Raw genomic sequence first — 21,829 nt, 5'->3', positions numbered from 1 at the left:
CATGGTGATGGTCAACCTGCCGACGGCGGGGGTGGACTACCACGTGCCGTTCGGCGGCCGCAAGGGCTCGAGCTACGGTCCGCGCGAGCAGGGCAAGTATGCGCAGGAGTTCTTCACCACTGTGAAGACGGCTTACACCGCCGCCGGTTGAAGAGCCATGACCCATCGCTACGCCTGCTTCATCGCGCTGATGGGCCTGTCGGCCATGCCGGCAGCCGCTCACGCAGCGCTGGCACAGCCGTCGGATTGGCTGCTGGCCTCGCTCTCCGGCGCCATCGAGCACCACATTGCCGGCCACACAGCTTGGCATGCGCGGCTGATGGTGCTCGGCTGGGGCATCCTGTTGCCGCTCGGCGCGTTGGCGGCGCGCTTCTTCAAGATCATGCCGGGCCAGGACTGGCCGCAGCAGCTCGACAACAAGGCGTGGTGGCATACGCATCGCGTGTTGCAGTACGCCGGCGTACTTGCGATGACCGTCGGGCTCGGGCTCGCGTGGGGCCTCGCCGGTAGACGCGATACAGCGGCGCAGGTGCATGCGTGGCTCGGCTGGAGCCTGTGTATCGCGGGGTGGGCGCAGGTTGCCGGCGGCCTGCTGCGCGGCAGCAAGGGCGGCCCTGCCGATGCCCGGCTTCGCGGCGATCACTACGACATGACTCGCTGGCGCATCGGCTTCGAGCGACTGCACAAATCGCTGGGCTGGCTGGCCATCGCCCTGGCGGTGATGACCATCGCTCTCGGGCTCGTCATCGTCGACGCGCCGCGCTGGATGGCCGCCGTTCTGGCCCTCTGGTGGTGCGCCTTTGCTGCGGCCTTCATCCGGCTCCAACGCCAAGGCCGCTGCATCGACACCTACCAGGCCATCTGGGGACCGAGTGCCGTGCACCCGGGAAATCGACGGCCCCTCATGGGTTTGGGGGTTCGCCGCTACACGGCGGCCGCCTGGCGAGCCCGTTGCGGCCGACCCTGACCCTTCCTTCAAAAACCAACTTCAAAGAGACAAGATGTCAGGACTGGAATTGAACAACGTGGTCAAGCGCTTCGGCGAGGTGACCGTGGTGCAGCAGATGGACCTCACCATCGGCGATGGCGAGTTCGTCGTGCTGCTGGGTGAATCGGGCTGCGGCAAGAGCACGACATTGCGCATGATCGCCGGGCTCGAGGAAGTCAGCGAAGGGCACATCACCATCGGCGGGCGCGACGTCACGCGCGTGGCGCCGATGGCGCGCGACATCGCAATGGTGTTCCAGAACTACGCGCTGTATCCGCACATGGACGTCGGGACGAACATGTCGTTCGCATTGCGCCTGGCGGGCCGGCCAAAGGCGGAAATCGACAGCAAGGTGGCTGCAGCCGCCAAGGTGCTGAACATCGGGCACCTACTTGCGCGCAAACCTAAGGAGCTGTCGGGTGGCCAGCGCCAGCGCGTGGCGATCGGCCGGGCCATCGTGCGCGAGCCCAAGGTCTTTCTGTTCGATGAACCGTTGTCGAACCTCGATGCCAAGCTGCGCGGCCACATGCGCGCCGAGCTGGCGTTGCTGCACGAGCGCCTGGGCAAGACCACGGTCTACGTGACGCACGATCAGGTCGAGGCCATGACCCTGGCCTCGCGCATCGTGATCTTCGACAAGGGCCGCATCCAGCAGGTGGGCACGCCGTCGGAAGTGTTCACGCGGCCGGCGAGCCTGTTCGTGGCGGGCTTCATCGGAACGCCCACCATGAATTTTTTCAAGGCCCGCTATGTCGAGGAAGACGGCCGGTGCGTGCTGCGCGGCGAAGGTTTTGCCTGGCAACCGCCCGCCTGGCTTGCGGCCAATCCGCCCGACCCAGAGCAAGGTCTGACGCTGGGCCTGCGCCCGCAGGCGCTGCGAACCAGCCCTGCCGCGGCGCAGTTGACCGTCAAGGTGGAAGTGGTGGAGTACCTCGGCACCGAAAGCCAGATCGTCGGCCACATGGTCACGTCCTCGGGCCAGCGCGTGGCCGCGATGCTGCCGGGCGATGCCCATGCGCAGTTGCACCGCAACGTCCACCTGGGATTCGACAGCGAAGACCTGCACGTTTTCGACAGCGACAGCGGACGCTCCCTGCGCCGCTGATTCCGCTCTCATCCATCAACAAGAAATGAGACAGTCATGAAGAGAAGAGATTTCGTCAAGAGCAGTGCGATGACGGTGTTCGGCGCCGGCCTGCCTGTTCACGGGGCGCTCGCGCAGAGCCGCTACGCCAGGTACGCGGGCCAGACCGTGACCTTCAGCATCCCGGCGCATCCGCACTACGACGCGATGCTGAAGATCCTGCCCGAATTCACCAAGGAGACCGGCATCAAGGTCGACGTGGACAAGCTGGCCATGGGCCGCATGAAGGAAAAGCAGTTGCTCGAAATGGCCAAGTCGCAAGGGGACTACGACCTGGTGAGCTACGTGGTGATGTGGAAGGGCGAATATGTCGCCAAGAACCTCATCCATCCGCTGGAGCGCTTCTTCAGGAATTCTGCCCTGGCCGATCCCGCGTACGACCTGAAAGACATCATCCCGATCTACCTGGAGAACCTGGGCATGGTCGGTGGCCCCAAAGGCTACCTGGCAGGCCCCGGCGCCCAGCTCTACGGCCTGCCCTATGGTGCTGAAACCTCGGTGCTGGCCTACCGCCGCGACATCTTTGCCAAACACAACCTGCAGCCGCCCGGCAACTACGACGATTTCGCCAAGCTCCTGCGCGTGTTGAAAGACAAGGAAGGCATTGGCGCATTGGCCTCGCGCGGACAGGCCGGCCACCAGTGCGTGCACGCCTGGCTGTTGCACCTGAACCCGCTCGGAGGCAGCATCTTCGACGAGGAATGGAAGGTGCGCTTCAATGACCAGGCGGGCGTCAAGGCGCTCAAGTTCCTGCAGGAGGTGGTGGCCACCGGCCCGGCTGGCATCCCGGCCTATGGGCAGGGCGAGAGCAATACGGCCTTCCTGCAGGGCCAGGCTGCGATGTACCTCGACTCCACCTCGCTCGCCGGTCTGGTCAACGACCCCTCCAAGTCGAGGATCGCTGGCAAGGTGAGCTGGGCGCTGCACCCCATGGGCACCAGGCGCGCATCGCAGTCGGGCGGCCTGGGCTTGGCGATCCCGAAGAACGCGAAGAATGCCGATGCCGGCTTCCTGCTGATGCAGTGGCTCACCTCGAAAGCACAGGACAAGGCCTGCGCCCGGGCCGGCGGCACGCCGGTGCGCAACTCCACGATGCTCGATGCCGAACTGGTGCGCCAGTACCCGGAATTCATCACGTTCAGGGAGGCATTGAAGTACTCCAATCCCGATTGGCGACCGATCATCCCGGTGTGGGACAAGATCAACGTGCAGGCGCTGGGCGTCGGCATCTCCGAGGCACTCACCGGCAGGAAGACAGCAGAGGCCGCGCTCAATGACCTGGTGGGTCCGGTCACGCAGATCATGCGCGAAGCGAACTACAAGGTCTGATCGCGATGCGCACATCTCCCTGGATTCCGGCCTTCTACCTCGGCCCGGCTGTCCTCATCATGGTGGCGGCCTGCCTCTACCCCGTTCTGTCGGCCTTTCAACTCGGCTTCTTCGACTGGAGCATGGGCACTCCGTGGAGTGACGCCCGCTGGGTCGGGCTCGACAGCTTCGTCTCGGCACTCTCCGATCCACGCGTCTGGTCGTCGCTGTGGACCACCCTGCAATTCGCAGCGGTGAGCGTCAGCGTGGAGATGGTGGCGAGCATCGCCTTGGCGCTGGCGCTGGAACGCCCGGTGCGCGGCACGGCGTTCTTCCGCACGCTGTTCATCCTGCCGATGATGATCGCGCCCATTGCGGTCGGCTTGGCCTGGCGTTACCTGTTCGACGCGCAGTTCGGCCTCGTCAATGCAGTCCTGGGCTTGTTCGGCATCGCCGCACGAGGCTGGTTGGCGGACCCGACCCTGGCCTTCGCCGCAATCGTCGTCGCCGACATCTGGCAGTGGACTCCCTTCGTCTTCATCATGATGGTGGCGGCCCTGGCCAACGTGGACGCGGCGGTGATCGAGGCCTCGCGCATCGATGGTGCCAAATGGTGGCAGATGACCTTCATGGTCAAGCTGCCGATGGTGATGCACGTGATCGCCATCACGCTGATGATGCGGCTGATAGATGCCTTCCGCGTGCTCGAGGTGATCTACGTGCTGACCTTCGGCGGTCCTGGCGATTCGACCGAAATTCTCGCCCTGCATATCTACAAGACGGCCTTTGTCGGTCAGCAGCTTGGCGCTGCGGCGGCGATCTCGGTGCTGTTGCTGGTAGTGGTCGTGGCTCTCTCCTGGGGCGCGTTGCGGCTGTCGAACCCGCTCAAGAACGACAGGTGAGACGACAAGCATGAAACGGCATTCCCCTCTTTTCGCGGCACTGCATTACGCGATGCTGATTGCGCTCGCGGTGCTGTGCATCGCACCGATCGCGGTGATCTTCACCACCAGCCTGCGTCAGCAGGTGCAGATCTTCGCCGAGCCCCTGAACTTCATCTTCACGCCCACGCTGGAGAATTACCGCGCCGTGCTGGAAGAAGACAAGTTCAGCAGCTACCTGATGAACAGCCTGTTCGTCGGCATTGTCTCCACGGCCGTCACACTGGTGCTCGGCTGCATGGCTGCTTACGGCCTGGCCCGCTTCCGCTTTGCGGGGCGCAACATGGTGGCCTACACCACGCTGCTGCTGCGCACCGTGCCGCTGGCCGTGCTGGCCATTCCGGTCTTCATGATCTGGAACCAGTGGCACCTGGTCAACAGCCTGTGGGGCCTGGTCCTTCTGTACGTGGCGGTCAACCTGCCCTTCACCATCTGGCTGCTCTACGGCTTCGTGCTGCAGGTTCCGATCGAACTGGAAGAAGCCGCGGCCATCGATGGCTGCGGTCCGATCAAAGTGTTCATGAAAGTGCTGCTTCCGCTGATGGCCCCCGGCTTGGCCGCGGCTTCGATCTTCACCTTTCGCATCGCGTGGAACGAGTTCATCCTGGCCCTGGTGCTGACCGACCGCCACACCCGCACGCTGCCCGTGGCGGCCTCATTGTTCATCACCGACATGGGCGTTGATTGGGGCAAGGTGATGGCGATGGGCAGCCTGATCGCGATCCCGCCGCTGATCTTCACGTTCGTCGCCGCGCGCCAGATCATCACCGGGCTCACTGCGGGTGCGGTCAAGGGATGATGGCCCTCGACTGCAACCACGCGGTGTCACACCTGTCGGGCATGGCGATGCCGATGGCACCTGAAATGACCAGCTTCGCAGGCAACGTTCGCACCGGCACCGTGCTCAGACTGAGTGATCGGGCGGCCCTTGTTTGCGATCTCCCAACTATCAGGACTGTCGAGGAAGCATGCTGAAGGATCGATCTTCGATTGGCCGACGGACGCTGATACAGGCTGCAGGCGCATATGGCGCCGCTTGCTGGGGGCTCGGTGCCCGCGCACAGAACTCGAGCCAGCGTGCCTGGGACAAGCTGCGCGGCCAGACCATCCGCGTGAGCTATCCCGGCCCGCACCCACACTACGATGCAGCCGAAGGGCTCTTCGACGATTTCACACGCGAGACGGGTATCAGGATTGAGCGCGACCGGACACCCTACCTCGAGATGAAAGACCGCCAGCTCGCGGGAATGCGAAAGCCCCAAGGCGACTATGACGCCATCACCTATCTGGTGGTGTGGAAGGCCGGGTACATCAAGGAGGGCCTGCTTCGGCCGCTGGACGAGATGCTGGCCGACCCATCGCTGGCCATGCCGAACTACGACTTCAAAGACCTGATTCCCGCCTATGTCCAGGCTATCGGCGTGGCTGGTGGTCCGAAGGCGTCTCTGCCCGGTCCGGACGCTCGGCTGTACGGACTGCCCTATGGCGCGGAAACCAGCGTGCTGGGCTTTCGGCGTGACATCCTGGAGCGACAGAAGCTGCAGGTGCCGTCCACCTACGGAGAATTGCTGCACGCTTGCGAGGTGATCCGCGACAAGGAAAAGATCGGCGGCGTAAGCTCGCGCTCGCAGGCGGGCCATCAAATCACGCATGCCTGGCTGCTGCACCTTTCGCCATTCGGCGGTCAGGTGTTCGATGCCGGCTTCAGGCCTGTGCTGCACGAGGATCCAGGCATCAAGGCTGCCGAGACACTTCGCCGCCTGGTCGAGACGGGTCCGGTCGCTGCCGGCAAGGCCGGTTTCGATGAGATGCAGGCCGCGTTCCTCCATGGCGAATGCGCGTTCTATCTCGACACGCTGGCCGTCATGGGGCCGGCCAAGGATCCGAGGCGTTCGAAGGTGGTGAACAAGGTCGCCTACGCGATGCATCCGAGCGGCACCCGCCTGTCGGGGCAGACCGGCGGCTTTGGGCTTGCGATTCCGAAGAACGCGCGCCATCCCGAAGCCGCCTGCGTGTTCATCCAGTGGTTGACCAGCAAGGCAAACGATCTGCGTGTGGCAACGCTCGGTGGCAACGCGGGCCGCTGGTCGACATTGGCCAATGTCGATTTCAAGCTCAGGAATCCCGAGCAAGGCATGCTGCCTTTCGTGCTGCGCGCTGCCAACCCCGACTGGCGACCGTTGATCCCGGAATGGGACGAAATGAGCAAGAACGTCATCGGGCAAGTCCTGCCCGACGTGTTGACAGGCAAGCGCACGGCGCGCGAGGCCCTCGCTTCCACTGTGCCGCAGCTCGAGTCGCTGCTGCGAAGCGGTGGTTGGATAGGCAAGGCCGTACCCACGGGTGCTGCAAAAGGATGAAACGCATGGATACCCGGATCGAAATCTTCGATGCTCGCCTGTCCCCCATCGTCGAGGGGAGCCGGCTGGAGCGACTGTGTACCGGCGCCCGCTGGAGCGAAGGTCCGGTCTGGATGCACGAGGACGAAGCCGTGCTTTGGAGCGACATTCCCAATGACCGCATGCTGCGCTGGAGTGCGCGCGACGGCATGACGGTCTGGCGAACCGGCGTCGAGTTCACCAACGGCCACACGCGCGATCTCACCGGTGGCCTGCTCCACTGCTCGCACGGCCTGCGCGCCATCGTGCGCACGCGCGCCTTGGCCGGAGGCGTGCATGCCGATACGCCCGACGAGATCGTGGTCGACCGCCACCTCGGCAAGCGCCTCAACTCGCCCAACGACGTGGTCGTGAAGCGCGACGGCACGATCTGGTTCACCGACCCTCCTTATGGCATTGCCAGTGACTGGGAAGGCCATCGTGCGGAACGCGAGCAGCCGGCCAACTTCGTGTTCCGCTTCGATCCGGCGAGCGGCCGCCTCGACGCCATGACCGACGCGGTGCAGGAGCCCAACGGCCTCGCCTTCTCGCCCGACGAATCGCGGCTTTACGTGAGCGATACCTCGGCCGCGATGCGCAGCGACGGCAGCGGCCACCACCACCTGATGGTGTTCGACGTCCGCGGCGATGCGCTCGCCAACGGCCGCGTGTTCGCCGAGGTGAATCCCGGCCTGCCCGACGGCTTCCGCCTCGACGCCCAGGGCTGGCTCTACACCAGCAGCCTCGACAGCGTGCAGGTCTACCACCCCGACGGCAGCCTGCTCGGGAAGATCCATGTGCCGGAGAAGGTGGGCAACCTCTGCTTCGGTGGCACGGGGCGCAACCAGCTCTACATCGCAGCTAGCACCTCGCTCTACCGGATCGCCCTTCATACCGAAGGGGTCCAGCATCCATGACCAAAGAGACCCTGCTCCTGGTGGAAAAGTGCAGCCACTGCTTCAGCTACTACGACATCGAAAGCGGTGAACGGCTGCACAGCATCGCCCTCGAGGAGTTTCCGCACGAGTTCGTGGTGGACGCAGCGAAGCGTTTCGCCTACGTGGGCCACTACGGCGTCGAGACCTCAGGCCATCTGGGCCACGGCGGCACTCGCATCTTCCAGATCGACATCGCGGCGCGCAAGCTTGCACGCACCATCGACATCGCCCCCTTCAACCGGCTGCACGGCATGCAGATGGACGAACAGGGCCGCCTCTACGTGCTGAGCGAGGAGCGCGCGCAGCTGGTGGTGCTCGACCGTCCGGAGACCGACACCACGCCGCGCCGCGCAGTGCCCACCGGCGGCATCAAGAGCCACCTGTTCGCGCTCACCCGCGACGGACAGACTGCCTACGTGATGAATCTGCTCTCGCACACCGTGACCAGGGTCCGGCCATACGAAGCCACGGTCGCGCCGGTGCCCTGCGCGCCCGGCGAGAAGCCCGAGGGCTGTGCGCTCTCGGCTGACGAGAAGACGTTTTACGTCACCAACCGGTGGAGCAACACGCTGGCGGCCATCGACACCGCCACCATGAAAGTGCTGCGCGAAGCCCCCTCGCGCGAGGACGCGACGCGCCTCTACCCGTATCGCGACGGGCGTCTGGTGGTCACCAACTACGGCGATCGCAGCCTGTCGATAGTCGACCCGGCGAACCTGAAGGAACTGGCCTGCATTCCGATGGAAGCGCGTGCGATTGCGCTGAGCTTCCATCCGACCCGGCCGCTCGCTTTCGTGAGCCAGGACAACGACCGGCTCGGCTACTTCAACATGGAAACGCTGGCCTTCGAACGCTTCATCAGCACGCAGCGCGAGCCGGACGTGTCATGTGTGGTGCTCCTGTGAACGCGGCAGCGACTGCATCGCGTTCAACGAGGACGGGATCTCCAGGCGGTATGCGGAGCGGGACGGCTAGGCTTCTTCGGCCTCGTTGCGTATGCGCAGCGCCAATTCATACAGCGTGTTGCGCGGTGCGCCGCTGATCTCCGCAGCCAGCTTCACCGCCGTCTTCACCGGCAGTTCCGCCAGCAGCAGTCGCAGCACGCGTTCGCCTTCCGCGCCGCCGTCGCCGCTCACCGCCACCGGGTGCAGCACCAGCGCGAACTCGCCGCGGATGCGGTCGCGATCGGCGCCGAACCAGTCGGGCAGGGCGCTGGCCGCCACCGTCGCGATTTCCTCGAACTGCTTGGTGAGCTCGCGGCCCACGGTGATGCGGCGCTCGCCCAGCGTGGCCAGTGCGCGTGCGAGGTTCTCGATGCGGTGCGGTGCTTCGAGGAGCACCACGGCGCGCGGCTCTTGCGACAGCGCCTGCACGGCCGTGTCGCGTTCGCCGGCCTTGCTCGGCAGGAAGCCCGCGAAGACGAAGGCACTGCTGCTGGCGTTGGCGTCGCCGCCTTCGGCCACCAGGCCCGCCGCGCCCACCAGGGTGGTCACGCTGCTCGCACCGGGCAGCGGCAGCACGCGCTGCCCGGCCGCGCGCACGGCTGCAGCGAGCCGCGCGCCGGGGTCGCTCACGCCGGGCGTGCCGGCGTCGCTGACGTAGGCGATGCGCTCGCCCTGCGCGAGCCGCGCGACCACGGCCTGTGCGGCCTCGGCCTCGTTGTGCTGGTGCACCGCCAGCAGTTGTGCGCCGGGGCGGTCGATGCCGTAGGCGCGCAGCAGGCTTTGCGTGTGGCGCGTGTCCTCGCAGGCGATGGCGTCCACCAGTTGCAGCACGTGCAGCGCGCGCAGCGTGATGTCGGCCAGGTTGCCGATGGGCGTGGCGACCACGTAGAGCGTGCCCTGCGGATAATGCTGCGCACCCGCGGCGTCGCGCGCGGCCGCGAGGGCGGCGCCGAATGAAGCAGGGGCGAGTGAAGCCAAGGGGTTTCTCCGTCAGAACGAACAAGAAGATTGCAGGCAGGGAGCCATGAAGACAGACACCACAACGAAGCGCCGCGGCGATGCGGCGGAAGACGCCGCACTCGACCATCTGCAGGACGCCGGCCTCGTGCTGGTCGCGCGCAATTATCGGACGCCGGGGCGCGGCGGCGGCGAGATCGACCTGATCATGCGCGATCCGCGCCATTCGCCGCAGGGCACCCTGGTGTTCGTCGAGGTCCGCCAGCGCAGCACCGGCACGCACGGCGGCGCGGGCGGCAGCATCACCGGGCTGAAGCAGCGGCGCATCGTGTTCGCCGCGCAGCATTACCTGAGCCGGCTGCGCACGGTGCCGCCATGCCGTTTCGACGTGGTGCTGGTCGAGGAGAAAATCACCTGGCTGCAAGCGGCCTTCGACGCCGGCTGAAGCGCTCCCGCCAAGGGAACCGAAGCCTTGGCCGGCGGCTCCACACACGTCTTGTTTCACAACCCCCAGTTATCATCCCGCCTCATGCTCGAGCAACGGATTCAGCAGCACTTCATCGACAGTGCCGACCTCAAATACCAGACCGGACCGGTCCTCAGCAAACCCATCTCCCAAGCGATGCAGGCCATCCTGGCGTGCGTGACCAGCGGCGGCAAGGTGCTCGCCTGCGGTGCTGGCGTGTCGGGGCTGCTGGCGGCCCAGTTCGCCGCGCAGTTCGTGGGCCGCTTCGAACGCGAACGGCCCGAGCTGGGCGCCATCGCGCTGCCCGGCGACACCACCGACCCCGAGGCCGACAGCGCCAGCGCGACGGACGTCGACCGCTTCGCCCGCCAGGTGCGCGCGCTCGGCCAGGCCGGCGACGTGCTGCTGGCATTGAGCGCCAGCGGGCAGTCGGCGTCGGTGCTGGCCGCGGTGGCAGCCGCGCACGAACGCGACATGACCGTGGTCGCGCTGCTCGGTAACGCCGTCTCGGGGGCGCCCTCGGCGCCGGTCGCGGGCAGCAGCGGTTCGGGCGGCGCCATCGGCCGTGCGCTGCGCGAGACCGATGTCCAGATCAGCGTGCCGCACGAGCGTGCGGCGCGCATCCACGAAATCCACCAGATCGCGCTGCATTGCCTGTGCGACGGCGTGGATGCCCAGTTACTCGGAGAACAGGAAGCTTCCTCATGACCATGACGACCATGACGATGACATCATCGACCCGGCGTTTCGCCCTGGCCCTCACCCTGGGCGCCGCACTGGTCGCCGGCCTTTCCGCCTGCGTGCCGCTCGTCGTGGGCGGTGCGGCCGTGATGGGCGTGGGCATGGTGGCCACCGACCGCCGCAGCTCCGGCGCACAGCTGGACGACCAGGGCATCGAGTTGCGCGCCGCGGCCCGCGTGCGCGACATCGCCAACGACCAGATGTACGTGAGCGTCACCAGCTACAACCGCCAGGTGCTGCTGACCGGCGCCGTGGGCAGCGAAGCCGACCGCCGCCGCGTCGAGGAGGAAGTGAGCCGCATCGTGAACGTGCGATCGGTGGTGAACGAGCTGACCGTCGGCTCCTCGAGCACCTTCCAGGACCGCTCGAACGACCTCTACATCACCGGCAAGGTGAAGGCCTCGCTGCTCGACGCCAAGGACATCTTCGCCAATTCCTTCAAGGTGGTGACCGAGCGCGGCGTGGTCTACCTGATGGGCATCGCGACGCGGCGCGAAACCGACCGCGCCACCGACATCACGCGCGGCGTCTCGGGCGTGGTGAAGGTCGTGCGCGTGGTCGAGGTCGTGAGCGAGGCGGACCTGGCGGCCAGCCAGGCGGCAAACCAGGCTGCGGCGCAGCGCGGCGGCACGGGTCCGGCTCCGGTGACGTCGGCGACGCCGTCCGCGCCTTCGCCATCGCCATCGCCAGCGCCTTCTTCCTCCAGCTCGCGCGTGCCGCTGCCGCCGATGGAGCCGCTGCCCGCAAGCGGCGCGACGACGTCGCCGATCCGCTGAAGAACGAGCGCGAACAAAAATGCCCGCTGCCTTAGCGGGCATTTTTTCGTGGAACACCGAGGATCCGGCTCCGCCGGTCCTCAGGTGTTGCCCCCGGTAGGGGGAAGGCGAAGCGACACGAAGTGCGCGCAGCCTGGGGGCGAGCCTATTTCAATCGGATGATGAGGCTCGACGTGTCCCAGCGCCGCCCGCCGGCCTGCTGCACGTCGGCGTAGAACTGATCGACCAGCGCCGTCACCGGCACCCGCGCGCCGTTGCGCTTGGCTTCGTCGAGCACCAGGCCCAGGTCCTTGCGCATCCAGTCGACCGCGAAGCCGTAGTCGAACTTGCCTTCGATCATGGTCTTGCCGCGGTTTTCCATCTGCCAGCTCTGGGCTGCGCCCTTGCTGATGACCCCGAGCACCGCCTCCATGTCGAGCCCCGCGCGCTGGCCGAAGGCGATGGCTTCCGACAGGCCCTGCACCAGGCCCGCGATGGCGATCTGGTTCACCATCTTGGCGAGCTGTCCGGCGCCGCTGTCGCCCAGCAGCGTGACCGCGCGCGAGAACGCCATGGCCACCGGCTTGATACGTTCGAACACCGCTGCATCGCCACCGCACATCACGGTGAGTGCGCCGTTCTGCGCGCCGGCCTGGCCGCCCGAGACGGGCGCGTCGATGAAGTGCAGGCCCAGCGCCTGAGCGGCCTTGGAAAGCTCGCGCGCCACGTCGGCGGAAGCGGTCGTATGGTCGACGAACGCCGCGCCCTTCTTCATGCCGGCGAAAGCGCCGTCGTCGCCTAGCACCACGGAGCGCAGGTCGTCGTCGTTGCCGACGCAGCAGAACACGATGTCGGCGCCGGCTGCGGCCTCGCGCGGCGTCGGGGCGTGGCGTCCGGGTGCGCCGAATTCGGCGGCCCAGGCCTGTGCCTTGGCGGGCGTGCGGTTGTAGACCGTGACCGTGTGGCCGGCCTTGGCCAGGTGTCCGGCCATGGGCCCGCCCATGACGCCGAGGCCGAGGAAGGCCACCGTCTGGGCGGGAACGGATTCGTAGGTGCGGAGTTTGATGCTGCTCATGGCCGACAGCTTAAAGCCAAGAAAGCCGATCCCCTCGGGCCCTTCCGGACGCGCGCCTTGCGCGCGTGACATGAAACCGGCGCGATCCAGTCGCGAGACACCGCAGAACCGGCTTCGCCGGGCTGCAGGTGTCGCCCCCGGTAGGGGGAAGGCGAAGCGACACGAAGTGCGCGAAGCCTGGGGGCGAGCTATACGATCGCGAAGTGCTCCGTGCCCGCCGCCAGGTCGGTGCTGCGCGCACGCTGGCTGTTGAGCTTGATCTGCAGCCGCAGGTCGTTCGCCGAGTCGGCGTTGCGGATGGCGTCCTCGAAGGTGATCGAGTGGCTCTCGAACAGGTCGAACAGCGCCTGGTCGAAGGTCTGCATGCCCAGGTTGCGGCTCTTGCGCATGATCTCCTTGATCTCACCCACCTCGCCCTTGAAGATCAGGTCGGAAATCAGCGGCGTGTTCAGCAGCACTTCCACCGCCGCCACGCGGCCCGTGCCGTCCTCGGTGGGCACCAGGCGCTGCGACACCAGCGAGCGCAGGTTCAGCGACAGGTCCATCAGCAGCTGCGCGCGGCGCTCTTCGGGGAAGAAGTTGATGATCCGGTCCAGCGCCTGGTTGGCGCTGTTGGCGTGCAGCGTGGCCATGCACAGGTGGCCGGTTTCGGCGAAGGCCACCGCGTGCTCCATGGTCTCGCGGTCGCGGATTTCACCCATCAGGATCACGTCGGGCGCTTGGCGCAGCGTGTTCTTCAGCGCGGCTTCCCAGCTGTCGGTGTCGATGCCCACCTCGCGCTGCGTCACCACGCAGTTCTTGTGCGGGTGCACGAACTCGACCGGGTCCTCCACCGTGACGATGTGGCCGTATGAATTTTCGTTGCGCCAGTCGATCATCGCGGCCAGCGTGGTCGACTTGCCCGAGCCGGTGGCGCCCACCAGGATGCACAGGCCGCGCTTGGTCATCGACACGTCCTTCAGGATCTGCGGCATGCCCAGCCCGTCGATGGTCGGCAGCTTGGCGGGAATGGTCCGCATCACCATGCCGACCTTGCCCTGCTGCACGAAAGCGTTCACGCGGAAGCGGCCGATGCCGGTCGGCGAGATCGCGAAGTTGCACTCCTTGGTGCGCTCGAACTCCGCCGTCTGGCGGTCGTTCATGATCGAGCGCGTGAGCGCCAGCGTGTGCTGTGCACCCAGCGCCTGCTGCGACACCTTGGTGACCTTGCCGTCGACCTTGATGGCCGGCGGAAAGTCGGCGGTGATGAACAGGTCGCTGCCGCTGCGGCTCACCATGAGCTTGAGCAGGTCGTTGATGAACTGGCTGGCTTGATCGCGTTCCATGATTGCGACTCCTTCAGCCGGGGAAGTTTTCTGGGATCTTTGCCTTACCCCGGGCTTCGGCAGCGGAGATCGTATTGCGGCGCACCAGTTCTGTCAGGTTCTGGTCGAGCGTCTGCATGCCCGAGCCCTGGCCGGTCTGGATGGTGGAGTACATCTGCGCGACCTTGGCCTCGCGGATCAGGTTGCGGATGGCCGGCGTGCCCAGCATGATCTCGTGCGCCGCCACGCGGCCCTGGCCGTCCTTGGTCTTGCACAGCGTCTGCGAGATCACCGCCTGCAGCGACTCCGACAGCATGGCGCGGATCATTTCCTTTTCCTCGCCCGGGAACACGTCGATGATCCGGTCGATGGTCTTGGCGGCGGAAGAGGTGTGCAGCGTGCCGAACACCAGGTGGCCCGTCTCGGCCGCCGTCATCGCGAGGCGGATGGTCTCCAGGTCGCGCAGCTCGCCCACCAGGATGGCGTCGGGGTCTTCGCGCAGTGCGGAGCGCAGCGCGTTCGAGAACGACAGCGTCATCGGCCCCACTTCGCGCTGGTTGATCAGGCACTTCTTCGATTCGTGCACGAATTCGATCGGGTCTTCCACCGTGAGGATGTGGCCGTACTCGTTTTCGTTGAGGTAGTTGACCATGGCGGCGAGCGTGGTCGATTTGCCAGAGCCCGTGGGGCCCGTCACCAGCACCAGCCCGCGCGGCTTGAGTGCGAGTTCGCCGAAAATCTTCGGGGCGTTGAGCTGCTCGAGCGTCAGGATCTTCGAGGGAATGGTCCGGAACACCGCGGCCGCGCCGCGCGCCTGGTTGAATGCATTCACGCGGAAGCGCGCGAGGCCGTCGATCTCGAACGAGAAGTCGACTTCCAGGAACTCTTCGTAGTGCTTGCGGTGCGTGTCGCTCATGATGTCGTACACCATGGCGTGAACGCCCTTGTGATCGAGCGCATCGACGTTGATGCGGCGCACGTCGCCGTTGACGCGGATCATGGGCGGCAGTCCTGCGGAAAGGTGCAGGTCGGAGGCTTTGTTCTTGACGCTGAACGCCAGCAATTGGGTGATGTCCACGGGGCTCCTCGGCTCGGTTTTGGTGACGTTTTGATACGATTTTGGACGATTATGACGATGATTGGCGACGACCTCCAGCAAGTAAACAACCGGATCGCAAAGGCATGTGTAACGGCCGGCCGCGCGCCCGGCGAGGTGAGGCTGCTGGCGGTGTCCAAGACCTTCGGGCCGCAGGCCGTGCGCGAGGCGCATGCGGCGGGCCAGTCGGCCTTCGGCGAGAACTACGTGCAGGAAGGCCTCGACAAGATCGAAGCCCTCGCCGACCTGCGCGCTTCCCTCGAGTGGCACTGCATCGGCCCCCTGCAAAGCAACAAGACGCGGCCCGTGGCCGAGCACTTCGACTGGGTCCACAGCATCGACCGGCTGAAGATCGCCGAGCGACTTTCTGCCCAGCGGCCGGCGCACCTGCCGCCGCTCGATGTATGCCTTCAGGTTAATGTGGACGGCGGCGCGAACAAGTCCGGCGTGCCGCCCGAAGAGGCGCTCGCGCTCGCGCGCGCTGTGGCGGCCTTGCCACATCTGCGGCTGCGCGGGCTCATGGCGATCCCCGAACCGGCGGCCGATTTCGAATCGCAGCGCGCGTTGTGCCTGCGCGCGCATGCGGTGTACCAGTCGATCCGCGAGGCGGGCATCGCGCTCGACACGCTGTCGCTTGGCATGAGCGCCGATCTTGAGGCAGCGATCAGCGCTGGCAGCACGATGGTGCGCGTGGGCACCGCCATCTTCGGTGGCCGCGCATACGGCAAGCCGGCCTGACCGGCCCGTGCTTCAGATCCCCAGCGGCAGGCGCGCGCTGCTTTTCACTTCTTCCATCACCGCATAGGTCCGCGTCTCGCGCACGCCGGGCAGCTGCCACAGCACGGTGCCGGCGAACTCGCGGTAGGCGGCCATGTCGGCCATGCGGGTCTTGAGCAGGTAGTCGAAGCCGCCCGCGACCATGTGGCATTCCATGATCTCGTCGCGCACCTGCACGGCCGCCTTGAACTGGTCGAACACGTTGGGCGTGGTGCGGTCGAGGAGCACCTCGACGAAGACGGTGAAGCCGCGGCCCAGCTTGTGCGGATCGAGCCGCGCCTCGTAGCCCTGGATGAAGCCGTCGCGCGTGAGCCGCTGCACCCGCGCCAGCACCGCGGTGGGCGAGAGCGCCACCGCCTCGGCCAACTTGAGGTTGGTGATGCGGCCATCCTCCTGAAGGATCTTCAGCAGCCGGAGATCGATGCGGTCCAGGTCGAGCATTGGAGGATTATCCGGCTCGAATGTCGATTTCTTGCAGAAGATGCGGCCTATGGCCGCTGGCCATAGGAAATAGAACCAGGAAGTTGCCGGCGGCCTACCCTTGCCTACCCAACGCGCCGCATCTGCGGGGTCGATGAGCCGCGGTGCCTACCGCTCGCCCGACGGAATCGTTCCCTCCCGCATGGCCTTGATGGCCTCGGCCTCAACGGCTTCGCGCGTGGCGGGCTGGCCAGTGCGCGCCGCGGGCCAGGGTGCGCCGCGGCTCACGGCGCTCCACGCGGGCTGGTTGCGCGCCGTCTCCAGTTCGGCGACGACGCGATCACGCGACGGATCCAGCCTGGCGTGGTCGGGGTGGCGCGTCACGCCGGCCTCGGTCGGCGCGAAGTGGTATTCGCTCGCGGCCGAAGCGGCCAGGGGCGCCAGCGCGGCAGCCGAAGCGGCCACGGCGAGAAGAGGGGAAAGAAGTGTGCGGTGCAGCATGGTGATGGATGTCCCTTGGTTGTTCGCCTCGCCGACATGGCGCCAGCCATGCCGGGCCTGGGCCGGCATGCCGGTCGAATCTAGGGAGGCTGGCCGTCAGGCGCCGCACGCCGCGATTACATCGGCGCAATGCGTGGTCCAAACGTCTCTTGCATAACCGTCAGCGCGGCGCGCATAAGCCATGGCGCGACGCGCGGTAGAGGTCTATCGTTGCGCCCACCCGAACAAACCAAGGGATATCCCATGAGCGAAAAACTCTCCTTCGTCAGCCCGACCGCGAACAGCCCGTGGGGCACGTATCTTTCGCAGGTCGACCGCGTCGTGCCGTACCTCGGCCCGCTGGCCCGCTGGGTCGAGACACTCAAGCGCCCCAAGCGCGCGCTGATCGTCGACGTGCCGATCGAGATGGACGACGGCACCATCGCCCACTTCGAGGGCTACCGCGTTCAGCACAACATGAGCCGCGGCCCGGGCAAGGGCGGCGTGCGCTTCCACCCCGACGTCACGCTGGAAGAGGTGATGGCGCTGTCGGCCTGGATGACCATCAAGACCGCGGCCGTCAACCTGCCGTACGGCGGTGCCAAGGGCGGCATCCGCGTCGACCCGAAGAAGCTCTCGCTGCAGGAACTGGAGAAGGTCACGCGCCGCTACACCAGCGAGATCGGCATCATCATCGGCCCGCACACCGACATTCCCGCGCCCGACGTGAACACCAACGCGCAGATCATGGCGTGGATGATGGACACCTACTCGATGAACGTCGGCGGCACCGCCACCGGCGTGGTCACCGGCAAGCCGCTGCACCTGGGCGGTTCGCTGGGCCGCGTGAAGGCCACCGGCCGCGGCGTGTTCGTCACCGGCCGTGAAGCCGCTCGCCGACTGGGCATGGACCTGCGCGGCGCGCGCATCGCGGTGCAGGGCTTCGGCAACGTGGGCTCGGTCGCGGCGGAACTCTTCGCCGAAGCGGGCGCCAAGATCGTCGCGGTGCAGGACCACACCGGCACCATCGTCAACAGCAACGGCCTCGACCTGGCCAAGCTGGTGCCCATCTCGCGCACCGACGGCGTGGTCGGCTTCAAGGCCGGCGGCGACATCGTGCCGAACGAGGACTTCTGGGACACGCCCTGCGACATCCTCATTCCGGCCGCGCTCGAAGGCCAGCTGACAGCCGAACGCGCACAGAAGACCACCGCCAAGCTGGTGCTCGAAGGCGCCAACGGCCCCACGGTGCCGATCGCCGACGACATCCTCGCCGAGCGCGGCGTGCTGGTGGTGCCCGACGTGATCTGCAATGCCGGCGGCGTGACGGTGAGCTACTTCGAATGGGTGCAGGACTTCTCGTCCTTCTTCTGGGACGAGGACGAGATCAACGTGCGCCTCGACCGCATCATGATGAACGCGCTCAACCACATCTGGGACACGGCGGACAAGCACAAGATCACGCTGCGCACGGCGACCTACGCGGTGGCCTGCGAACGGATCTTGATGGCTCGCCAGGAGCGCGGCCTGTATCCGTGATTTCCTGACGCGCGAGGACGCTACGCTCGGGGGATGACCACCATCCCCGCGCAGCAAATCCCCTCTCTCCCAGCGGAGAGCCTCGCCCGCCTGCAGGCCCTGATGGCCGGCGGGCAGCGCAGGCTGCTGGGGCTGGTTGGCGCACCCGGCGCGGGCAAGTCCACGCTCGCGGCAGCGCTGCTCCGCTCGGTGGGTGCCGACCGCGCCCAGGTCGTTCCGATGGACGGCTTCCACCTGGCCAACGTCGAGCTGCAGCGGCTCGGCCGCGCTGCCCGCAAGGGCGCCCCCGACACTTTCGACAGCGCCGGCTATGTCGCGCTGCTGCAGCGCCTGCGCGAGCAGCGGCCCGACGGCGGCATCGTCTACGCGCCCGAGTTCCGCCGCGAGATCGAGGAGCCGATCGCCGGCGCCATCGCCGTGCTGCCGTCGACGCAGCTGGTCATCACCGAAGGCAACTACCTGCTGTACGACGACGGCCCCTGGGCCGGCGCGGCGGCGATGCTCGACGAGGTCTGGTACGTGGACATCGACGATGCCGTGCGCGAAGAGCGCCTGGTGCGGCGCCACCGGCAGTTCGGCCGCAGCGCCGAGGAAGCGCGCGCCTGGGTGGCGAGCACCGACGCACCGAATGCGCGCCTGATCGCGGCGACGCGGATGCGCGCGCACCACGTGCTGCCCTGGTCCTGAAAATCCTGCGCGGCAGGGAACGCCGGCGCGGCGGCGCGCTCGAAGCCATGCCGGCGAGCCGCCGGTTAGCATTCGCCGCTCCATGCTGTCCACGCACCCCACCTGCTTCTCTCTTGCCCGCGCCCCGGTTCTCGTGCTGGGCCTGCTGTCCGCCTTCGTGCTCGCCGGCTGCGGCAGCGCTTCGCACCGCGTGTCGTACGAACCCGAAGCGTTCGGCTCGACCACCACCCACACCCGCGACTACGAGGCCACCGAGGCACAGACCTGCGAAGCCGCGCGCCGCGCGCTGCTGAGCCAGGGCTACATGATCACGGCCGCCAACACCGACCTCGTGACCGGGCGCAAGAGCTTTCAGCCTGCGGCCGAGGTGCACGTGGAGGTCGAGTTCCGCGTGGTCTGCGCGCGCGAGAACACGAGGGGCGGCAAGGCCAGCAAGAGCACCGTGGCCTTCGCGACCGCGCTGCAGGACCGCTACGGCATCAAGAAGGTGAACAACTCCGCCAGCCTCGGCGTGGGCGCGATCGGCTCGCTCTCGCTGCCGTTCTCGAGCAGTGACGACGCGATGGTGAAGGTCGCGAGCGAGACGCTGACCGACGAGCGCTTCTACGACCGCTTCTTCGCGCTGCTCGACCGTTTCCTCGACGGCCCGGTGGGAGAGGACGAAGCCGCGGCACCCGCGGAAACGCCGGTCGCTTCACCGCCTGCCGCAGCGCCCACCGTCACGCCTGCCGCCGCGCCTGCCGTCACGTATCCCGTGAGCTCGTCACCCAACCGGGGCTGACGCCCGGACGCCAAAGTACCAAGATGAGTCTTACAATCTGGGCATGGCTTCCCCCATCCCGGATCCGGCGCAATGCGCCTCGCGCCTGCGCACCTCGGTGTCACTGCTGTCGCGCCAGCTGCGCAGCGGCAGCGCCGCGCCCGATGGCCCGAGCGTGGCCAAGCTCAGCGTGCTCGGCCAGCTGCATCGGCATGGGCCGTGCACGCCCACCGCGCTGGCGGGGCTCGAACGCGTCAAGCTCCAATCGCTGACCCGGCTGCTGGCCGAGCTGGAGGCCGAAGGCTGGATCGGCCGCACATCCCACCCGAGCGACGGGCGCCAATGGCTGCTGTCGCTCACGGCCGAGGGCGTGCGCCGTCTCAAGGCGCTCATGCGCAGGCGCGAGGCGGCGCTGGCCGAGGCGATCGGCGCCACGCTGGATGCCGGCCAGCGCACGTTGCTGCTGCAGGCTTGCGGGCTCATCGATGGCATCGCCGCCGCGCTGGACAGCGATTTACTGGCTGCCAGGTCATGATCGGCGCCCCGGCTCTCCAGCGCCTGACGGATCCCTGGCGCCACGGCCGCTGGCGTCCCGGCGTGCAACTGGCGGCGGCAGTGGCCATCGCCTGGGGCGTGGCGACTGTCTTGCACCTGCCCGAAAGTTTCTGGGCGGTGATGAGCGTGCTGATCGTCATGCGCCCGAGCGCCGGGTCCACGCTCGATGCCGGATGGAACCGGGTGCGCGGCACGGCAGCCGGCGCGCTGTGCGGCCTGGCCGGCGTCTGGATGCAGCACCACGGCACACCGGCGCTCGCGAGCACGCTGGCCGTCGTCATGCTGCTGTCCTTTGCCAGCGCGGCCGCGCCGGGCCTGCGGAGCGCGCCGGTGGCTGCGTTGATCATCCTGTCGGCCGGCGGCATCCCCGGCCATTCGGCGCTGCAGGTGGCGCTGCTGCGCATGGCGCAGATCGGCATCGGGGTGGGGGTGGCGTTGGCGGTCTCCACGGTCGTGTCCGAATACCACGCGGGTGCGCGTTTCGACGAGAGCTGCGCCGCGCTGCTGCACGGCATCGCGCAGCGCATGGCGGCCGCGCGGCAGCCCGCCGACGCCGAGGCCGAGCGCATCCACGCAGGCACGCGCGCCGCGCTGGGCCGGCTGGCCGTGCTGGCCGACGGCGCGGACCTGGAGGCGCGGTGGTGGCGCCGCGGTGGCGCCACCGCGCGCGGCCCCTACCGCGACAAGGCCCGGCTGGCGGCGCGCATCCTCCAGGACGCCGTGGTGCTCGACCGCGTGTTCCGGCAAGCGCAGGACACGGCGGCCGACGCCACGTGGCGAGAAGCCGCTCGGGCTGCCGGCGCCGCCATCGCCGGCATGGCCGATGCGCTCGCGGGCCGCGGTGCGCCGCCCGACCTCGACGGGCTCGACCGCTGTGCGCAGGCGTCGCGCGGCGTGCCGTCGAATGCGCTCCTGGCCGCGCCGCTGAGCCTGCTCTTCGACGACTTGCGCCGCCTGCAGCACGTGCTCGGAGCCCGCTCGCCGTCATCCGCCTGACGGACCCAAGCCCTAGAATCTTCCGAAAATCAATCGTTTCGGAGAGGGACGGGCATGGAAGACCAGTCGCAGGACACGCGCTACGCGCCTCCGCAAGCCCATGTGGAAGACGTGGTGCAGCCGGGCGGGGCGCAGTCGGGGGAACTCGCATCGCGCGGCAGGCGCTTCCTGGCCGCGATGCTCGATGGCGGCATCTCCATCGCCGCGATATGGCTGCTCGCGAAGTTCACGCCGATCAATCTCTGGGAAGACGACGGCCTCGGCCTCTGGGTGCCCCGGCCCGCCGACGCGGCCGCCGGCATCGTTCTCTACCTCGTGCTGCACGGCTACCTGCTGGTCACCCGCGGCCAGACCATCGGCAAGGCGCTGTTCAGGATCCGCATTGCCCGGCCCGACGGAACGCAGGCGCAGATCGGCCGCATCCTCGGCCTGCGCGACAGCCCGATGTTCGTGATGAGCATCTGGCCGCTGCTCGGGCCGATCTACATGCTCGTCGACTGCCTCTTCATCTTCCGTGCATCGCGCCGCTGCCTGCACGACCAGATCGCCGACACAGTCGTGCTGCAGGCCTGAGCCGGGC

At 67.3% G+C, this 21,829-nt stretch carries 25 protein-coding genes; 19 read left to right on the top strand and 6 right to left on the bottom strand.

The genetic code is table 11. From position 1 onward, the window contains the following. The 9 genes from ASD05_RS30060 to ASD05_RS10215 all read left to right on the top strand — a co-directional run. Positions 1-151, top strand: a 151-nt coding sequence (locus ASD05_RS30060; protein WP_157610060.1) for an aldehyde dehydrogenase family protein, incomplete at its 5' end; no start/stop codon positions are given. A 6-nt stretch (positions 152-157) separates the two neighbouring features. After that, on the top strand, positions 158-967 hold the full coding sequence (locus ASD05_RS10255; RefSeq protein ID WP_235507926.1) for a cytochrome b561 domain-containing protein: 810 nt from the start codon (positions 158-160) through the stop codon (positions 965-967). Positions 968-1,001: 34 nt separating this feature from the next. Then, positions 1,002-2,093 (top strand): ABC transporter ATP-binding protein, encoded by a 1,092-nt coding sequence (locus ASD05_RS10250; RefSeq protein ID WP_056591310.1) that lies wholly within the window; start codon positions 1,002-1,004, stop codon positions 2,091-2,093. A gap of 36 nt (positions 2,094-2,129) precedes the next feature. Continuing rightward, on the top strand, positions 2,130-3,461 hold the full coding sequence (locus tag ASD05_RS10245) for an ABC transporter substrate-binding protein (protein WP_056591308.1): 1,332 nt from the start codon (positions 2,130-2,132) through the stop codon (positions 3,459-3,461). 5 nt (positions 3,462-3,466) lie between these two features. Beyond that, positions 3,467-4,342 (top strand): carbohydrate ABC transporter permease, encoded by an 876-nt coding sequence (locus ASD05_RS10240; protein ID WP_056591306.1) that lies wholly within the window; start codon positions 3,467-3,469, stop codon positions 4,340-4,342. A 10-nt stretch (positions 4,343-4,352) separates the two neighbouring features. Beyond that, entirely contained in the window at positions 4,353-5,180 is an 828-nt protein-coding gene (locus tag ASD05_RS10235; protein WP_056591304.1) for a carbohydrate ABC transporter permease, read from the top strand. A 169-nt stretch (positions 5,181-5,349) separates the two neighbouring features. Further along, on the top strand, positions 5,350-6,741 hold the full coding sequence (locus ASD05_RS10225) for an ABC transporter substrate-binding protein (RefSeq protein ID WP_235507925.1): 1,392 nt from the start codon (positions 5,350-5,352) through the stop codon (positions 6,739-6,741). A gap of 5 nt (positions 6,742-6,746) precedes the next feature. Beyond that, on the top strand, positions 6,747-7,676 hold the full coding sequence (locus ASD05_RS10220; RefSeq protein WP_235507924.1) for an SMP-30/gluconolactonase/LRE family protein: 930 nt from the start codon (positions 6,747-6,749) through the stop codon (positions 7,674-7,676). After that, the gene (locus ASD05_RS10215; protein ID WP_056591296.1) at positions 7,673-8,602 is read left to right on the top strand and encodes a YncE family protein; all 930 of its coding nucleotides are present in this window, start codon (positions 7,673-7,675) and stop codon (positions 8,600-8,602) included. The genes ASD05_RS10220 and ASD05_RS10215 overlap by 4 nt, the downstream gene beginning before the upstream one ends. Before the next feature lie 66 nt (positions 8,603-8,668). Here ASD05_RS10215 and rsmI read toward each other — a convergent pair whose 3' ends face one another. Next, entirely contained in the window at positions 8,669-9,619 is a 951-nt protein-coding gene (gene rsmI / locus ASD05_RS10210; protein ID WP_056591293.1) for a 16S rRNA (cytidine(1402)-2'-O)-methyltransferase, read from the bottom strand. A gap of 46 nt (positions 9,620-9,665) precedes the next feature. On the opposite strand from rsmI, the gene ASD05_RS10205 reads away from it, so the two are divergent. The 3 genes from ASD05_RS10205 to ASD05_RS10195 all read left to right on the top strand — a co-directional run bounded on the left by ASD05_RS10205 (position 9,666) and on the right by ASD05_RS10195 (position 11,581). Further along, positions 9,666-10,043, top strand: coding sequence for a YraN family protein (locus ASD05_RS10205; protein ID WP_056514206.1), 378 nt, complete (start codon positions 9,666-9,668; stop codon positions 10,041-10,043). Between the two features lie 84 nt (positions 10,044-10,127). Continuing rightward, positions 10,128-10,772: an SIS domain-containing protein gene (locus ASD05_RS10200; RefSeq protein WP_056591290.1), complete on the top strand. Its 645-nt coding sequence runs from the start codon at positions 10,128-10,130 to the stop codon at positions 10,770-10,772. Beyond that, the gene (locus ASD05_RS10195; RefSeq protein ID WP_200955415.1) at positions 10,769-11,581 is read left to right on the top strand and encodes a BON domain-containing protein; all 813 of its coding nucleotides are present in this window, start codon (positions 10,769-10,771) and stop codon (positions 11,579-11,581) included. The genes ASD05_RS10200 and ASD05_RS10195 overlap by 4 nt, the downstream gene beginning before the upstream one ends. Before the next feature lie 145 nt (positions 11,582-11,726). Here ASD05_RS10195 and ASD05_RS10190 read toward each other — a convergent pair whose 3' ends face one another. The 3 genes from ASD05_RS10190 to ASD05_RS10180 form a co-directional block, all read right to left on the bottom strand. After that, the gene (locus ASD05_RS10190) at positions 11,727-12,635 is read right to left on the bottom strand and encodes an NAD(P)-dependent oxidoreductase (RefSeq protein WP_056591287.1); all 909 of its coding nucleotides are present in this window, start codon (positions 12,633-12,635) and stop codon (positions 11,727-11,729) included. A gap of 188 nt (positions 12,636-12,823) precedes the next feature. After that, complete coding sequence (locus ASD05_RS10185) at positions 12,824-13,960, bottom strand: PilT/PilU family type 4a pilus ATPase (protein WP_056591284.1); 1,137 nt, start codon at positions 13,958-13,960, stop codon at positions 12,824-12,826. Positions 13,961-13,973: 13 nt separating this feature from the next. Beyond that, positions 13,974-15,017, bottom strand: coding sequence for a type IV pilus twitching motility protein PilT (locus ASD05_RS10180; RefSeq protein WP_007833310.1), 1,044 nt, complete (start codon positions 15,015-15,017; stop codon positions 13,974-13,976). A gap of 51 nt (positions 15,018-15,068) precedes the next feature. On the opposite strand from ASD05_RS10180, the gene ASD05_RS10175 reads away from it, so the two are divergent. Next, positions 15,069-15,773 carry a YggS family pyridoxal phosphate-dependent enzyme gene (locus tag ASD05_RS10175; RefSeq protein ID WP_056591281.1) on the top strand — a complete coding sequence of 235 codons (705 nt, stop codon included), beginning with the start codon at positions 15,069-15,071 and terminating at the stop codon, positions 15,771-15,773. 12 nt (positions 15,774-15,785) lie between these two features. Here the strand turns inward: ASD05_RS10175 and ASD05_RS10170 are convergent, their stop codons facing one another. Continuing rightward, entirely contained in the window at positions 15,786-16,253 is a 468-nt protein-coding gene (locus tag ASD05_RS10170) for an Lrp/AsnC ligand binding domain-containing protein (protein WP_056514219.1), read from the bottom strand. A 147-nt stretch (positions 16,254-16,400) separates the two neighbouring features. Next, on the bottom strand, positions 16,401-16,733 hold the full coding sequence (locus ASD05_RS10165) for a hypothetical protein (RefSeq protein WP_056591314.1): 333 nt from the start codon (positions 16,731-16,733) through the stop codon (positions 16,401-16,403). Positions 16,734-16,976: 243 nt separating this feature from the next. Here ASD05_RS10165 and ASD05_RS10160 point away from each other — a divergent pair, with 243 nt between their 5' ends. The 6 genes from ASD05_RS10160 to ASD05_RS10135 all read left to right on the top strand — a co-directional run bounded on the left by ASD05_RS10160 (position 16,977) and on the right by ASD05_RS10135 (position 21,822). Continuing rightward, positions 16,977-18,251 (top strand): Glu/Leu/Phe/Val family dehydrogenase, encoded by a 1,275-nt coding sequence (locus ASD05_RS10160; RefSeq protein ID WP_056591278.1) that lies wholly within the window; start codon positions 16,977-16,979, stop codon positions 18,249-18,251. A 33-nt stretch (positions 18,252-18,284) separates the two neighbouring features. Then, positions 18,285-18,938, top strand: a complete 654-nt coding sequence (locus ASD05_RS10155) for a nucleoside/nucleotide kinase family protein (RefSeq protein ID WP_056591273.1) — start codon at positions 18,285-18,287, stop codon at positions 18,936-18,938. A gap of 82 nt (positions 18,939-19,020) precedes the next feature. Beyond that, positions 19,021-19,719, top strand: a complete 699-nt coding sequence (locus ASD05_RS10150) for a DUF2242 domain-containing protein (RefSeq protein ID WP_056591270.1) — start codon at positions 19,021-19,023, stop codon at positions 19,717-19,719. 43 nt (positions 19,720-19,762) lie between these two features. Beyond that, on the top strand, positions 19,763-20,233 hold the full coding sequence (locus ASD05_RS10145) for a MarR family winged helix-turn-helix transcriptional regulator (protein ID WP_056591267.1): 471 nt from the start codon (positions 19,763-19,765) through the stop codon (positions 20,231-20,233). After that, complete coding sequence (locus ASD05_RS10140; protein WP_056591265.1) at positions 20,230-21,249, top strand: FUSC family protein; 1,020 nt, start codon at positions 20,230-20,232, stop codon at positions 21,247-21,249. The genes ASD05_RS10145 and ASD05_RS10140 overlap by 4 nt, the downstream gene beginning before the upstream one ends. A gap of 54 nt (positions 21,250-21,303) precedes the next feature. Further along, positions 21,304-21,822, top strand: coding sequence for an RDD family protein (locus ASD05_RS10135; RefSeq protein WP_056591262.1), 519 nt, complete (start codon positions 21,304-21,306; stop codon positions 21,820-21,822). Positions 21,823-21,829: the final 7 nt, after the last annotated feature.

This window comes from Variovorax sp. Root434, from assembly GCF_001426595.1.
Taxonomy (GTDB): Bacteria; Pseudomonadota; Gammaproteobacteria; order Burkholderiales; family Burkholderiaceae_C; genus Variovorax.
This window is presented reverse-complemented; position numbering and strand designations above follow the sequence as displayed.